Consider the following 14,850-nt stretch of genomic DNA (forward strand, 5'->3'; position numbering starts at 1 on the left):
CCAAGCTAAAATTAAGCATTTGGCCATTGATCAAACAGCAACACTCTCGCTGGCGCTGCTTCGGTTCCAACTAATTTTAAAGGTGCTGCTACCATAAAATACTCCCCAGGTTCAATATCTTTTAATCGCAGACCCTCCACTATAATGATGTCATCACGAAACAATTTTCGATGAGTGGGATTACCGTCTTGGCTTCGCTCAATTCCTAATGTATCAATACCGATACCTTCAATTTCTTTTTCCACTAAGTAATCTGCACCATCTTCTTTTAAATATATAAAGTTAAAGTCAAAATGCTCACTAGAATAATAGGAATTTTTCGTTTTACATAAAAGGAAATCACCCTGTTCAATCGTATGCGCTTCCAAATCTGATCGAGTAATCCCATCTTTACTGTCTTCCAAATCGAGCACTTTCACTTTTCGTACAAGTCGTTCTAATTGGATCGTTTCAAAGGTATCGGCATTATTAATCATGTGTAATGGTGCATCGATATGGGTGCCAGTGTGCAATCCAAGTGTAGCGGTAGTTGCGGTAACATGACCACTTGTTTGTCTATCGAAAACGGGTTTATTACTTTCTATATCCTCCCAGACTTGCATGTTAGGGTAGACATCCATCGAGATATCATAAAATTTCATCTAAATCCCTCCTCATTGATATGAAAAAGCAATCAACCAACGTTGCATTGATTGATTGCTTTGAATTTTTATTCAGACTTAACGTCCCACCATTCGAAACCATCTTTATTTAATAGAAGGTCTGCTTCTTCTGGGCCATTTGATCCTGATGTATAATTAGGGAAGTCTGCTTTTTTCTTCGACCATGCGCTTGCTATTACATCAACAAACTGCCATGATAATGCAACCTCATCCCAGTGGGTAAAGTTAGTAGAATCACCGCGCATACAGTCATGTAATAACGTCTCATAAGCTTCCGGTGTATTCATTTTATCTTCTGAGTTATTATCATAGCTTAATGTGATTGGTGTAGAAGACGCATTATAGTCGCCTTTCTTCGCATTAACATGTAACGTAATCCCTTCATCAGGCTGTACATGAATCACTAAAAGGTTTGATTTGGTTTCATGTTCTTTATCATAGTATAGGTTCATTGGTAAATCTTTAAATTCTACTACGATTTCCGTTGATTTACGTTTCATCCGTTTTCCTGTGCGAATGTAGAATGGAACCCCTGCCCAACGGAAGTTATCGATCATTAATTTCGCTGCAACAAAAGTATCGGTATTAGACTCAGGATCTACACCGTTACCTTCACGGTATGCCGGTAATTCCTCGCCATTTACAATCCCTTTGTCATATTGACCGCGAACAAAGTAATCATCCACTTCGTTTTCATTTAACTTACGTAAAGCACGTAATACTTTTACTTTTTCGCCGCGAATTTCTTCAGGTGTTAATTTAATTGGTGGATCCATTGCAATCAGCGCAAGCATTTGCAACATATGGTTTTGCACCATATCTTTTAATGCGCCTGCACCATCATAATAACGTCCACGCTCTTCTACACCTAGAACTTCACTTGATGTGATTTGGATATTAGAAATATACTGATTATTCCATAATGGTTCAAATAAGGCATTGGCAAAACGGATCACTTCGATATTTTGGACCATTTCTTTACCAAGGTAATGGTCAATACGGTAAATTTGATCCTCTGTAAATGCTTCACGAATTTGGTCATTTAGCTCTTTTGCTGATTGATAATCATGACCAAACGGTTTTTCGATAACAAGACGAGTCCATCCTTGTGTTGTTGTTAAACCTTCTGACTTAAGGTTCGCTGCAAGTGTTCCGAAGAAATTAGGCGCCATAGAGAAATAGAATAGGCGATTACCATTTGTTTCATGCTTAGCATCTAATTCGTTAATTAATGCTTCCAATTCTTGATAATGTTCAAGGTCTTGGATATCAAATGGATTGTAGTGGAAGTGACTTGCGAATTCATCTTTGTCAATATGAGGATCATCAAAATTATCGATTGATTCTTTTACTTTGTCACGGAATACGTCATTTGTCCATGGACGTCTTGCAACACCAATTACGGCAAAGTTATCGGATAACTTTCCATTTCGGTAAAGTCTGTAAATGGAAGGATAAAGTTTTCTGTTTGCTAGATCCCCTGTTGCACCAAAAATCACAATTACTGCTTTTGGGTTATTCGTTGTCATTAACTTTAACTACCTTTCTACTTGTTTATTTACGAGTTAAGCGCATATGTGTCACGATATGCTTAACTATGTAATTCACTAAAGTAACAGCATACTTAAATATTTTATCATGTTAAATACTTCTGTTAAATTATTTAACATGATAACATACAAATAACTGCTAAGTCTTTATTGTCATAAATATATACTATCATGTATTGTGAAAATGACAAATGAAATACATGGAATTTTCAAAAAATTCAGGAGGATATCATGCAAAAATATAAAGGATTTTTAATCGATCTTGATGGGACAGTCTATAAAGGAACAGAAAAAATAATCGAAGCGATTGATTTTGTTAAGGAGCTAGACCATAGAGGTTTACCATATCTTTTTTTAACGAATAATTCGACGAAACATCCGAGTGATGTATCGGAAAAATTAGTGAATATGGGAGTGCCGAGTACGACAGAGCACGTTTTTACAACGAGTATGGCAACCGCAAGCTATCTAAAAGATCAAAAAGCAGATACGAAGGTCTATCCAATTGGTGAAGAAGGACTACATATGGCCCTAGAAGAGTGTGGCTTGGAAATCGTTGAGGAAGGGGCAGATTTTGTTGTAATGGGATTGGACCGCACAATTAATTATGAGAAATTAGCTAAAGGTGCGCTTAATATCCGTGCAGGTGCAAAATTTGTAGCAACAAATGGTGATGTAGCACTGCCAACAGAACGAGGATTTTTACCTGGTGCTGGTTCATTAATTTCTGTATTATCGGTGACGACAGGTGTCGAGCCTAAATTTATTGGGAAACCAGAGTCGATTATTGTTGACCAGGCGCTTGAAGTTTTGGGTACTGCAAAAGATGAGACCTTAATGGTTGGCGATAATTATGCGACAGATATTCTGGCAGGGATTAACGCAGGGATTGATTCGTTGCTAGTACATACCGGTGTAACTACAAAAGAAGATCTCAAATCAATTGAAAAACAGCCAACATTTACTATTGATAGCTTAGCAGAATGGACGTTTGATGAATAAAAATGAGACTGGGATTTTAACCCATCCTTGTGTTACATGAAGCTTCGAGTGAGAGGCTAACAGATATTTAGCACCGTGATAAAAAGAATGAGCCGTTGTAGCGACGGCTCATTTGTTTTCTTTCACTCGATTTGTGATTAGGACTCCAAAGATAACGAATAACGCTCCGATAAGTTGAATCCAGGTAAGCTGTTCCCCTAAAAAGATCACGGCACCGATCATCGTAAAGACAGGGATGAGATTAAGAAAGACAGCTGCTCGTGATGGTCCGATTGCTGCAATCCCTTTGTTATAAGCAATCAATGCCACAAGTGAAGGAAATATCCCCAAATAGAAGAGACCAGAGATAACCTCCCACGACCAGTTGATTGTTTGGATTTGATCGATTTCGATTGTCATTAATGGGAAGAACATGATAATAGCGACAACTGTCATAACAAGTAGAGCACCATAAGTAGGGAATTTCCAGGTATGTTGTTTGATAAAGATGGAATAAAACGCCCACGTAATCATGGCAAGAATCATAATCAGATCCCCACTATTAAATTGTAAACTCATAATAACTTCTAATGAACCTTTGGTAATCACAAAAAAGACACCAAATAAGGAAATCAATACGCCAATCAATTGCTTTTGTGAGAAACGTTCATTAAATAGTAAAAAGGTAAGAATTAAAGTGAAAATGGGGGCGGTTGCCTCGACAATCCCAGCATTGATTGATGTAGTATAGTTTAATGCTAAATATATGAAAATATTAAATAATACAAGTCCTGTAGCAGATAATGCGAGAATCGCTTTCCATTCCTTTTTCCATAATTCCTTATTATTTTTCCACTCCCGATAACCAAACGGGAAAATAATTACCAATGCAATAAGATAGCGGAACAAAGACAATGTAATCGGAGGTATTTCCTGTGCAACAGGCTTCCCGACAATTAGATTACCTGCATAAAAAATCGCTGCTAATATTAAAAGAAGATAAGCCTTCATGTTTTCACCTCCAACAGAAGGAGCATAACATTTTTTGATAGGAGAAGGAAGGGAGTTCCTAATATCATTGGAATACCGCCGATAAATATCATAAGTTGGAGTTAGGCAATAATGTACTATTTCGGCAAAAATGTCTTATTGATGGAGAAAATAACATGTGCTAAATTCAAAATAATACCTTATAGAAAGTAGGTGAATTGATAAGAATTTAAAATCGTACTCTATGTCCTCTTTTTGCTAATCTTAAACACTACCTCAACAATTCTGAAAAAACTTCTACTGACTTATTGTTTGTAAGTAGTATCGTTACTTATTGAATGAAACAGTTGAAAATTAACTTCTATAATTTTGTGACATATTAGAAAATTAAATAAAGGAGCTGTTAACATTGAAATTTTGTAAAATGATAAGTTTTTTGGTGTTAATAAGCATATTGTCAATCGGATTTGTTAACATTAGTGTTCACGCGGAAACTGTAAACGCAACTGATTTTGGTGTAACGCCAGGGGATAATTCATCTCAAACAGAAGCACTTCACGACGCTATGCGCTATTTCTATGACCAAGGTGAAGAAGGAACCGTTTATATTCCGGCTGGTACCTATTATGTAGATGAAGCACTTCGTTTCCATGCGGGAGTTAACTTGGTTGGTGATGGAAGAGGACAAACTATCATTAAAAAAATGGGTACCCGTGCTAATTATGTAGTAGGAAATCCTATTCTACATTCCAATTCCGTTAACTTAAATGTAACCGTTTCAGATATAACATTTGATGCTGACAGAGCGAATCGATCTTCGCAGGGACTAAGTCAAGTAGGTGGAATGAATATTGATGCAGAGGTTAGTAATTTAAGATTAGACGGGATCGAAATTAAAGATGCTACAAATGGTGCCATATTAAGAAGAATGAGAGATTCTGTTATTACGAATAGTGTGTTTGACCAAACAAGTGGTCACTCGATTGCAACAGGAGATGAAAACTATCCGGTTGGTGAATTTACTAATGTAGAAATCACTAACAACTTAATCACGAATTCAACGGGTGGGAGTGGAATTAATTTATCACGTGCTACTTATACAACTGTTAGAAGCAACCAAGTAATAAATACCCAACAACAGCAAGATAGCTATGGCGGGATTAGGATACCTAATGGTGGGGCATACAATATAGTAGAAGATAACGTGATTCAAAGTTATCCAAGAGGAATTTTTGTTTTAACAGGTGCGAATAATAATACAATAACTGGAAACACGGTTATTGATTCAAGAATTCATGGCATTTTAATTCAGGCTAATGACAATACCTTTACTAATAATACGATTGTCCAAAATAACACGTCACTAAATCCTGAATCAATGATACGCCTTGCTCCTGGAAGTAGTAATACGATCTCAGATAATTTGATGTCAACCCATTCAGGTTACAACAATCCAGGAATTCGCCTTACAGGTGATTCTGATTATAACGAAATCACTAACAATAAGATAGATACAGATGGCGCGTTAGTAAGCAATGAGGCTGGGAGTAACAATACGATTTCAGGAAATAGCAAATTTAATTCAGAATCCTTTGATTCTAATTCTTCTTATCAAATAGTAAATAGAAATAGTGGGAAGCTTTTAGAAGTGACTAATGCAAGTACAAGTGATGGAGCAAATATTCAACAATGGAGTGCAAATGGTTGTTCGTGCCAGAATTGGTCAATTGCTCGGAATGGTGATGGGTATTACAATATTATAAATCAAAATAGTGGGAAGGCGCTAGACGTCTATGATTTCTCAACTGCTAACGGAGCAAACATAGTACAGTGGTCGAACTTAAATGGGATAAATCAACAATGGTCAATTATTCAAAATCGTGATGGCTACTTAAGATTTATTAATCGTAATAGTGGGAAAGCACTTGAAGTAGAAGCAAAGTCAAGTGAAGATGGAGGGAACGTGATCCAGTGGAGTGATAATAAAGGTGCTAATCAGCAATGGAATATTGAACAGGTAAACTAGTAAACAGAAAATAGCTAATCACTAATCTCAAAAGTGGTTAGCTATTTTGTATATTTTAGTAATTGTAAAAATGAAAAAAGAAGGGGAGAAAGAATTTAGTAAGGTGCAAATCACTCGATGTTTAAGGGAGGTGAATAGTAAATATGATGTTATAATAAATGGAATAGCTAACCCAAAGGAGTTTATGATGAAAGTTAAATATGTTCAAAGTTTAGTTTATATATTATTGTTCGTATTGATTTTACTAACGGGTTGTAACAAGGATTTAACAGATGATTTACTAAAGTCTGATTATGGTGAAATAATTGAACAAGACAATTATGAAATGAAACTAGATAAAAATAAATATTCAAAAAAAGTGGACCAGATAACACTAGAGATAACGAACAATAGTGCTTCTAATTTAAATTTCGGTCTTATATATTATATGGAAAGATACATAGACGGCTCCTGGTATCAAATGCCGTTTAAAGATGATACAGAAATTCAAACGATCGGCATTATGGTAAAACCAAATGAATCATATACCCAAACCATTGCCACTAATCATTTAAAACATAATCTTTCTCCCGGAAAATATCGAGTAGTAAAACCAATAAGCGAGGAAATAACTTTAGCAACAGAATTTGAAATCGAATAACTAAGAGAAATAATAGAAACGTATATTCTTTTTATGACGGAGGGGTTACAATTCAATTTTTGAAAATGATGATGTTCATTATATTGCTTGGGGTTTGTGCTAGTTGTTCTAACGATCAATCTGAGGTACCTACTATTTCGGTGAATGCAGATTCGGAATATGAGAACACATTTACTGACTTAAATTTAGGGAATATATTCGATTTTAACTTTTATTTACCAGATGCAGATCAGAGGAGTGTAACTCTTTGGGTAGAAAAATATGAAGATGGTGAAAAAGACGATAAACCGTTAATAGAATTATCCTACTATGACAGTCCAAATAAAGTGGAAGAAGGTAATGTAGGTTTCGGAATGATAGAGTCTGACACAGAAGATACAATAGCTCATCTTTATTCACCTGGAGCAAATGTACAGCGATCGATAATCTTGGGAGAAGAAAAAACTGGTACTACATGGGATTATGCCATTGGTGATGACGAAGTAGAGTTAAAGCTAGGAGAAATCAAACTGCTTGCTGGTTATAGAGAAACCAATAGAAATGCGCTCCACACAATGGATCTACAAGATGAAGAGGTAGTAAACAGAATGATAGAACAAAGTGATTTGGTATTATTATTAAAGGTAAAAGTAGAAGAATCTAGTGAAAGTGCCCGATAAATTAAAAAAAGTGCCCGATATACTACGATAAGTGCCCGATATCATCAAAAAAGTGCCCGATAAAACATGGAAAGCGCCCGATATTATTAAAAAAGTGCCCGATAAAAAACCAGTGAGTATGATCGCTCACTGGTTTTAACCGTACACTGTTTTATTTTGATCTAATCTCCTGGCGCATAAACAATAAATAGGAAATCGCAAAACAGATCAATGTTGCGGCGATTAGTCCTGTTAGTTGTGGCCAAATTAACATTAAGCTTTGACTTAATGGCAATGGTCCGGCAATTGCTCCTGTTGTTTGTTCAACGGTTAATGGTCCAAGACTCCGAACTGACGGTGACAAAAGTGTTGTCGTTGATTCCGTGAACAGGTAGTTTGGTGAAAGCCTCATTAGATTAAGGACTATACCCTGTCTGCTAATAGCATCAGCCGTGCTTGCGATGCTTTCGGGATTTAAAATCGACTTCGATAACAATTCCACAATCATCTGATAAAAAATGTTAAAGAAAATCCAGATAGCAATCGCTGCTAATGCAGAAGTTGCTGGTTGTTTAAAGCGAACCGAAAAAAGAATTCCTAGATTTAGCCAAAAGGCAATATAGGCAATACATAAAACAAGAAAGCAAAGAATCCGCAAAAATTCCTCGCCAGTCGGAGGAATGCCAAGGATCAAGATCCCAAGTGCCATTACCATAAATCCTAACGCGACAAAAAGTACCGTATTTATCAATAAGGCTGCTGTAAACTTTGCATTTAGTACATAGTCACGAGGGATAGGCTGTGAAATAAGCCGGCTCAATGTTCCTTTGTTACGTTCAGAATTAATCGCATCAAAGCCAAGTGCAATCCCTAGAAGTGGACCTAAAAAAGAAACAAAGGTAATAAAAGATGGTAACGTACCATCAGAAATCGTAAATAATTTTAAGAAAAGAAAGGAGCTTTTGGCGATTTCTTTGGCATCCTCATTGGTATCTATTGCATCCTGAATCGAAGTAATTGCAGTATAGAGAGAACCAACACAAGTCAGCACAATTAAAGCTAGCATAATGATGATACGCCAGCTAGTAATATAATCGGTAAACTCCTTACGAACAAGTGCTTTAAATGCTTGGAGATTGTCATTATTGTTTGACCGCATATCTAAGCTTATGTCAGGTATCCACTTTTTAAGCGCTTGAAGCTTTACCATCTGCGCCACTCCCTTCAAAATAACGATGATAGATTTCATCTAAACCATAATTTTTCTTTCTGATGTAATATAAATCAGAGCCAGCTTCTACAACGGTTCTAGCTACTGCAGAAGAAATATCTGTTTCGGCATAGATTTCTAATTGTTCATCGGTTTCCACAACTCGATTAACTCCGTCTATATCCTGTAATTGTTCATTTAATTTGTTATCAACTGGATTAGCCTTGGCATAGATAACAAATGAATCTTCCAAAAATAATTGTTTCGCTAAACCTTCAACATTACCTTCCGCAAGTAATTTTCCTTTAACAAAAATACCAACACGATCACAAATTTGTTGCACCTGATGGAGCTGGTGAGAGGAAAGAAGTACCGTAATTCCTTCCTCTCGGTTTAGCCGTTTAATTAATGCAAGTAATTCGCGAACACCTTCAGGATCAATACCGAGTGTAGGTTCATCTAGAATGATAACTTCAGGATTTTTCATTAATACATCAGCCAAGCCCAAGCGCTGGCGCATACCACGTGAATATTTGCCAGCCTTTTTGTCGCCTGATTCTTTAAGCCCGACTTTTGCTAATAAATCCCTTGCCCGTTCTTCTGCGATAGTACGAGGAATGGCGTTTAAACTAGCAGTGAAAAGTAAATTTTCATAGCCTGTCATATGTTCATAAAAACCAAGATCATCAGGTAAATAACCGACTCTTTTCTTAACAGCGAGTGGATTGGTTGTTGAGTTCATTCCACATACTTTGACACTACCGCTTGTCGGTTCACTTAATCCTAACATCATCAGAATAGTAGTTGACTTTCCTGCACCGTTAGGACCTAACAGACCAAATATTTCTCCTTTTTCAATTGATAATGTCAGCTCATTGACTGCATATTGTTGATCATATTTTTTGGAGATACGATCGAGTTGAATAATCGGTTCAACCATTGATTATCTCCTCCCGTATTTTCTAATAATCAAGTATAGTCCGCCTACTACTGCTAAGATGATTAATACACTAATAATTCCCCATAACGTCGATGTTTCGACGGATACACGGAAATCCGCGTCAGAAGAAGCTTCAGATGTTTCTGCTGTAAAGGTAGTGACATAATCACCGGCAATGGCATCATCTGGAGCTGTTAATGTTGCCTTCACTGTTTTCGATTCACCCGCCTTCAACGTCGCAATGGAGCTCTCGTCAAATTCAGATTCCCAATTTGGCGGAGTGGAGGCAGAAATGGAAATATCATTTAGTGTTGCAGTTCCGGTATTCTCTACCACGAGATCAATGGTTCGATTGTTTCCTGCTGTAACATCTGCACTTAAGTTTCCATCAGGTGTGGATACAGCTATTTCATAAGAGCCGGTAATAACCGCCTCCAGTGTAAGGTCAGATGATGTTGAACTATTGGTGGCACGAACTGGTATTTCATAGGTATCTGCTTTCACATCTGTTGGAGGCGTTACTTCGACTGTGATATCCTTTGATCCGTTCGGTTCCAATGTTACAGAAGTTACATTGTTACCATCAGCTTGAAATTGAACTCCCCAGCCTTCACCTGTTCCCGCTGATAAAGCATAGGTCTGTTCATCTGCTGTCCGGTTACGTAATGTGGCAGAATAAGAGAAGGTGGCATCCGCATGTCCTTCCATATTCGGTTGATCAGAACTAAACTCAGAATTAAACGTTCCTTCCTCTGTAACCCTTGTGACAAATGGTAATTCTGCATAAGCATCACCTTCACCATCAGCGACGAGTTCGAACGAGTAAGCATCTTTTTCGATTTCAAGCGGAACCGTTACTTCTAGAGAAAGATCCTGCTCATTATTTCCACGGATCGAGAGTTGACTAATATCATTCCCGCCGGCTGTGATTGCATAATCCCATCCCTCCGGCAGACCATTCACATCAAAAGACACATTCTGAATGGAAGAATTGTCATTAATAACCGTGACATCATACGTTAATGTTTCACCAGGTGTAACAGATAGTCCTGTGTAAGGTGTGTACAACGTTAGACCACCAGCAGCAAACACGCTGCTAAGCGGAGTGAAAAGTAATAAGCCTAATAAAATAGTTAACGAGAGCGCTAATTTTTTGCGAAGCATTTTAATTCCCCCTTATGTTTATTGGTTATTCATCAAGTGATACGGAGGAAAAAAGATTTTGGATTTGTCATTTTCAAAAAAATTTGTAAAATAGAAATTAAAAAGGGAAGGGGCAGTACATGTGGATGATTATTTGTTGTTGGAACACATGCGTGCAGGTAATCAAGAGGCATTTGACGAATTCTATCAACGATATCATCAATATATTTTTCAAATTGCGTATAAAGTGTTAGCGAATCGCCCGGAAGCAGAAGATATTACTCAGGAAGTATTTATTGAAATCTATCAAAGGTGTGATCAATATCAAGCTTCCAGAGGCAGTATTAAAGCCTGGGTTGCGGTGAAAACTAGATCGAGAGCGATCGACAGGTTACGGAAAAAACCTGAGGTGTTAGCCGATAAGCTGGAAGATATCATTACCAATGCCAGTCCGGCAGCAGATCAATTTGTAATAGAGAAAATGGAGAAAGATATACTGCGGGCAGCACTTCTTAAGCTTCCTTTACCACAGCAACAGGCCATTTATCATATGTATTATGACCAATTCACTCAAAAAGAGATTGCCTTAAAAACCAATCGTCCACTAGGTTCAGTGAAATCATCGATTCGTTATGGTTTACAAAATTTAAAAAAACAAAAATCATTATTGCGTTGGATCGGTTCTGGTGGAGGTGACAAGTAATGGTGAAGGATAAACATATATCGGAAGAAAAGTTAGTTGATTATCTGGAAGATCAGCTATCAGAATCAGAAGCTCAAGACATTCAACGTCATGTAGATGGTTGTGTGAAGTGTCAGCATACATTAGCTTTTTGGCAGGAAACATTAGAAATAGATGAAGATCTTCAACCTTCAGCCCAGTTAAAGGAAAAAATTGATCAATCACTACTTGCGGATCGATCTCCTAAGCAACGACAGGTCAAATGGAAAACGCCTTTGTTCGGATTAGCCGGTGTAATGATTGTAGTGATTCTGTTCTTTAGTTTGTCAGACTTTTTGAAAATAAAGCAGACGGTGGAACCTGATTATGAAGTATATCAAAATCAAGATATCATAAGTGATCAAGTGTTTATGAATAATCCGGTTGTCGACAGTCAGCCGATTAAGCCCTATGAAGATTTCGCTGATATGGAAGGAATGGTCTGGATTAACCCGCAAACACAGGAAATTTTATTAGAGATGGAAGGGTTAACCAATTTTTATAATAATGATTATCAGATTTGGATAATCGATAAGAATGGAAACATTAACGGTGATCTTATTATGGTTGAAAATGGATCAGCCCGGGTGTTATATCGAGTAGAAGACTTATCAGATTTCCGCTTTATGAAAGGAAGCGTCGAACCACCGGGAGGCAGCCATCAACCAACAGGACCAGAAACATTCTATGTAGATATTGAAAAATAAGTCTGTTCACGAGATAAAATTCTCGTGAACAGAAGCTAACTATTTTTTGACTTTCTCAATCTCAAACACATCTTCTAATTTCTCACTTAAAAACTGATGTGCGTCTTTCACTCCTTGGTTATAAAAGAAAGGTGCCATCTCTACCATGAAAAAATCTAGTATGAATCCGGCCTCTAAATTGCCCAATTCTTCCTGCCGTTCAGCAGCAAAATAATCCTGGATCGCAATAATCATTTCATCCCGTTTTTCTTTTGGTAAGGAAAAAGGTGTCTGCATGGAAAAACTCCTTTCGTTTTTCCTCATTATACCAGACTATTTAACTGCTTTTTGCAATTTCTGAATCATTTGTAAGGAACGTCCTGTACCAACTGCCACAGATTCCAATGGATTATCAGCAAGGTGTACAGGTACATCATTGATTTCGTTGGATAGCCATTGCTGCATTCCTCTTAATAATGCACCACCACCAGTAATCGTAATACCTTGATCGACAATATCACCACTTAATTCCGGTGGGCAGCTTTCAAGTGTCTCCGTAATCGCATGTAAAATGGATTCTAATACTTCCTTAAAGGCATCATGAACCTCAGAAGAGCGTAACCTAATTACTTTTGGTAAACCTGTTACGAGATCACGGCCTCTGACATCCATTTCTTCTTCAGGATGGTCCTTGTGTGCATAACCGATTTCCATTTTTACTTTTTCAGCTGTACTTTCCCCGATTAGAACATTGTGCTGACGTTTAATATATTGAATAATCTCTTCATCCATATGGTCACCGCCAACACGAACAGACCTACTTGCAACAACACCACCAAATGAAATAATACCTACTTCACTCGTGCCACCACCAATATCTACAATCATACTAGCTTGTGGCTCTGCTACTGGTAAATCAGCACCAATTGCTGCTGCTACCGGCTCTTCAATAAGGTGAACTTCTTTAGCACCAAAGCTTTTCACCGCATTATCAATTGCTCTTCGTTCCACAGCGGTACTTCCTGATGGTGTACAAACAACAACACTTGGTTTACGTGTAGATACACCAGCCTTTTTACTGACTTTCTTCAAGAAAGCCTTAAGCATTTGCGTCGTCATATCAAAATCGGCGATGACCCCGTCTTTTAATGGACGGATAGGGACAATGTTTCTAGGTGTTTTCCCGATCATATTTTTGGCTTCATTACCGACTGCTACCACTTGGTTTGTTCTGGTATCGACCGCAACGACGGATGGCTCATTTAAGATGATGCCTTTACTTTTTGTATATATAAGAATATTTGCTGTTCCTAAATCTATTCCAATTTCTGTATTTGAAAACATGATGTTACCTCCAATTAAGTATAATCTCTTTCTATAGTTATTCTGTTTTTCGTAAGGAATTATGACCGTAGATGGCATGGAGGATTTTGACATTTTTGTTACAAGAGAAAAGCTGTCTTGCTGCTAACGTTTTTTGAGCGGACATTTGGTTCGTTATTTGATGAAATACCAGCCATTTTTCGGTGTTAGCGGACATTGAATCCTTTATTTGGTTCATTTTGGCTTGAATTAGTATGATTATCAATGAATAGCGGAATAGATGTCCGAGTGCGTCCTAAAAAGAGCTCTTTTGTCACAAATAACGGAACGAATGTCCGCAATCACTTTTGTAAGCCCCATCGTCTCTGTGCGCAACACAACAAAAAACAGGTCGATCGCTCGACCTGTTAATATATTAATTATTTTCTTTTTCGTCTAATAAATTAGCAAGGACATGTGCTTTAAATTTTTCAACTTTTCTACCTTCAATATAGCGCACACCTTTTTCCTTCAATTTTTCTACGTACCAGCCTTTACTTCCTACATGCATCACTCAACACCCCTTACCATTAATATTGCAGGTGCCATTCTATCATCTGTAAAATTCATTGAAAAGAGTTTATTATTAATTCTTTCTAGAAATTTTTAGTATAATAATAATAAGTATGTTGAAAAGGGAGTTTTGGATGTGTCATATGTAATCGAATCCTTAAATGTGGGGAAACCAACTGTCCATCATTTAGATGGCCAGGAAATCAATACAGGCTTTAAGAAAACACCTACGCATCAACCCAACTATTTAACGGTTACAGGTTTTGAGAATGATGGACAAGCGGACCTTAAAAACCATGGCGGAGAAGAAAAAGCGTTATTAATGTATCCGAAAGTTCATTATCGATATTGGGAAGATAAGTATCAGCGAAGTTTTTCATATCCGGCCTTTGGTGAGAATATAACAATTAATGGTTTAACAGAGCAGGATTTATATATTGGAGACATTTTTCAGCTTGGCGAGACAGAAATTCAAGTTTCACAGCCAAGACAGCCGTGTTATAAAATAGCTAAAGTTCATGGTATTCAGGAGATGCCAGCTGTCGTAACGAAAACGGGCTACAGTGGATTTTACTTCCGTGTGCTCCAAGAAGGAATAGTAAAACCAACAGACCGATTAATTAAAGTGAAGGAAGATCCGCAACAGGTAACACCAGTTGACGTATTTGATTGTTTATTTCATGACCGGAAAAATAGAGAACGAATGGAACAATACCTTCAAATAGATGCTTTAGCAGCCAATGTCAAAAGAAGTTTAACGAAACGAATCGAAAAGTTAGGATGATACA

General features: G+C 37.3%; 16 protein-coding genes. 7 read left to right on the top strand and 9 right to left on the bottom strand.

Going from position 1 to position 14,850, the window contains the following annotated elements:
• Nucleotides 1-11: 11 nt before the first annotated feature.
• Both J5J03_RS18185 and zwf read right to left on the bottom strand, forming a co-directional pair.
• Entirely contained in the window at nt 12-641 is a 630-nt protein-coding gene (locus J5J03_RS18185) for a cyclase family protein (protein WP_208591595.1), read from the bottom strand.
• Between the two features lie 68 nt (nt 642-709).
• On the bottom strand, nt 710-2,191 hold the full coding sequence (zwf, locus tag J5J03_RS18190) for a glucose-6-phosphate dehydrogenase (protein WP_208591597.1): 1,482 nt from the start codon (nt 2,189-2,191) through the stop codon (nt 710-712).
• Nucleotides 2,192-2,443: 252 nt separating this feature from the next.
• Here zwf and J5J03_RS18195 point away from each other — a divergent pair, with 252 nt between their 5' ends.
• Nucleotides 2,444-3,214, top strand: a complete 771-nt coding sequence (locus tag J5J03_RS18195) for a TIGR01457 family HAD-type hydrolase (protein WP_208591599.1) — start codon at nt 2,444-2,446, stop codon at nt 3,212-3,214.
• 108 nt (nt 3,215-3,322) lie between these two features.
• On the opposite strand, the gene J5J03_RS18200 is transcribed toward J5J03_RS18195, so the two are convergent.
• On the bottom strand, nt 3,323-4,204 hold the full coding sequence (locus J5J03_RS18200) for a DMT family transporter (protein ID WP_208591601.1): 882 nt from the start codon (nt 4,202-4,204) through the stop codon (nt 3,323-3,325).
• A gap of 388 nt (nt 4,205-4,592) precedes the next feature.
• On the opposite strand from J5J03_RS18200, the gene J5J03_RS18205 reads away from it, so the two are divergent.
• The 3 genes from J5J03_RS18205 to J5J03_RS18215 all read left to right on the top strand — a co-directional run bounded on the left by J5J03_RS18205 (nt 4,593) and on the right by J5J03_RS18215 (nt 7,508).
• Entirely contained in the window at nt 4,593-6,209 is a 1,617-nt protein-coding gene (locus J5J03_RS18205; RefSeq protein WP_208591611.1) for an RICIN domain-containing protein, read from the top strand.
• 187 nt (nt 6,210-6,396) lie between these two features.
• Nucleotides 6,397-6,849, top strand: a complete 453-nt coding sequence (locus tag J5J03_RS18210) for an immunoglobulin-like domain-containing protein (RefSeq protein ID WP_208591613.1) — start codon at nt 6,397-6,399, stop codon at nt 6,847-6,849.
• A 59-nt stretch (nt 6,850-6,908) separates the two neighbouring features.
• Nucleotides 6,909-7,508 (top strand): hypothetical protein, encoded by a 600-nt coding sequence (locus J5J03_RS18215; RefSeq protein ID WP_208591615.1) that lies wholly within the window; start codon nt 6,909-6,911, stop codon nt 7,506-7,508.
• Nucleotides 7,509-7,659: 151 nt separating this feature from the next.
• Here J5J03_RS18215 and J5J03_RS18220 read toward each other — a convergent pair whose 3' ends face one another.
• The 3 genes from J5J03_RS18220 to J5J03_RS18230 are packed head-to-tail and all read right to left on the bottom strand — an operon-like array spanning nt 7,660 to nt 10,801.
• The gene (locus J5J03_RS18220; RefSeq protein ID WP_231710827.1) at nt 7,660-8,646 is read right to left on the bottom strand and encodes an ABC transporter permease; all 987 of its coding nucleotides are present in this window, start codon (nt 8,644-8,646) and stop codon (nt 7,660-7,662) included.
• 28 nt (nt 8,647-8,674) lie between these two features.
• Nucleotides 8,675-9,637, bottom strand: a complete 963-nt coding sequence (locus tag J5J03_RS18225) for an ABC transporter ATP-binding protein (protein WP_208591619.1) — start codon at nt 9,635-9,637, stop codon at nt 8,675-8,677.
• Nucleotides 9,638-9,640: 3 nt separating this feature from the next.
• A complete protein-coding gene (locus J5J03_RS18230; protein WP_208591621.1) occupies nt 9,641-10,801 on the bottom strand; it encodes a COG1470 family protein in 1,161 nt (386 codons plus the stop codon).
• 121 nt (nt 10,802-10,922) lie between these two features.
• Between J5J03_RS18230 and J5J03_RS18235 the strand changes: the two genes are divergently transcribed.
• Nucleotides 10,923-11,483, top strand: coding sequence for an RNA polymerase sigma factor (locus J5J03_RS18235; RefSeq protein WP_208591623.1), 561 nt, complete (start codon nt 10,923-10,925; stop codon nt 11,481-11,483).
• Nucleotides 11,483-12,208, top strand: coding sequence for an anti-sigma factor (locus J5J03_RS18240; protein WP_208591625.1), 726 nt, complete (start codon nt 11,483-11,485; stop codon nt 12,206-12,208). The genes J5J03_RS18235 and J5J03_RS18240 overlap by 1 nt, the downstream gene beginning before the upstream one ends.
• Nucleotides 12,209-12,247: 39 nt before the next feature.
• Here J5J03_RS18240 and J5J03_RS18245 read toward each other — a convergent pair whose 3' ends face one another.
• From J5J03_RS18245 to J5J03_RS18255, 3 genes are all read right to left on the bottom strand, one after another.
• On the bottom strand, nt 12,248-12,484 hold the full coding sequence (locus J5J03_RS18245) for a DUF2164 domain-containing protein (RefSeq protein ID WP_208591627.1): 237 nt from the start codon (nt 12,482-12,484) through the stop codon (nt 12,248-12,250).
• A 36-nt stretch (nt 12,485-12,520) separates the two neighbouring features.
• Nucleotides 12,521-13,531 carry a rod-share determining protein MreBH gene (gene mreBH, locus J5J03_RS18250; protein WP_208591629.1) on the bottom strand — a complete coding sequence of 337 codons (1,011 nt, stop codon included), beginning with the start codon at nt 13,529-13,531 and terminating at the stop codon, nt 12,521-12,523.
• 394 nt (nt 13,532-13,925) lie between these two features.
• Nucleotides 13,926-14,060 carry a YflJ family protein gene (locus J5J03_RS18255; protein WP_208591632.1) on the bottom strand — a complete coding sequence of 45 codons (135 nt, stop codon included), beginning with the start codon at nt 14,058-14,060 and terminating at the stop codon, nt 13,926-13,928.
• A 138-nt stretch (nt 14,061-14,198) separates the two neighbouring features.
• Here J5J03_RS18255 and J5J03_RS18260 point away from each other — a divergent pair, with 138 nt between their 5' ends.
• Nucleotides 14,199-14,846, top strand: a complete 648-nt coding sequence (locus tag J5J03_RS18260; RefSeq protein WP_208591634.1) for an MOSC domain-containing protein — start codon at nt 14,199-14,201, stop codon at nt 14,844-14,846.
• Nucleotides 14,847-14,850 lie beyond the last annotated feature (4 nt).

Origin of the sequence: Gracilibacillus suaedae, assembly GCF_017599345.1 — a bacterium.
Taxonomy (GTDB): domain Bacteria; phylum Bacillota; class Bacilli; order Bacillales; family Amphibacillaceae; genus Gracilibacillus; species Gracilibacillus suaedae.

Coding starts and splice junctions, on each gene's coding strand:
- J5J03_RS18255 (WP_208591632.1), bottom strand. CDS start 14,060: ATGCATGTAGGAAGTAAAGGCTGGTACGTAGAAAAATTGAAGGAAAAA.
- J5J03_RS18195 (WP_208591599.1), top strand. CDS start 2,444: ATGCAAAAATATAAAGGATTTTTAATCGATCTTGATGGGACAGTCTAT.
- J5J03_RS18210 (WP_208591613.1), top strand. CDS start 6,397: ATGAAAGTTAAATATGTTCAAAGTTTAGTTTATATATTATTGTTCGTA.
- J5J03_RS18225 (WP_208591619.1), bottom strand. CDS start 9,637: ATGGTTGAACCGATTATTCAACTCGATCGTATCTCCAAAAAATATGAT.
- J5J03_RS18230 (WP_208591621.1), bottom strand. CDS start 10,801: ATGCTTCGCAAAAAATTAGCGCTCTCGTTAACTATTTTATTAGGCTTA.
- zwf (WP_208591597.1), bottom strand. CDS start 2,191: ATGACAACGAATAACCCAAAAGCAGTAATTGTGATTTTTGGTGCAACA.
- mreBH (WP_208591629.1), bottom strand. CDS start 13,531: ATGTTTTCAAATACAGAAATTGGAATAGATTTAGGAACAGCAAATATT.
- J5J03_RS18185 (WP_208591595.1), bottom strand. CDS start 641: ATGAAATTTTATGATATCTCGATGGATGTCTACCCTAACATGCAAGTC.
- J5J03_RS18200 (WP_208591601.1), bottom strand. CDS start 4,204: ATGAAGGCTTATCTTCTTTTAATATTAGCAGCGATTTTTTATGCAGGT.
- J5J03_RS18240 (WP_208591625.1), top strand. CDS start 11,483: ATGGTGAAGGATAAACATATATCGGAAGAAAAGTTAGTTGATTATCTG.
- J5J03_RS18220 (WP_231710827.1), bottom strand. CDS start 8,646: ATGCGGTCAAACAATAATGACAATCTCCAAGCATTTAAAGCACTTGTT.
- J5J03_RS18245 (WP_208591627.1), bottom strand. CDS start 12,484: ATGCAGACACCTTTTTCCTTACCAAAAGAAAAACGGGATGAAATGATT.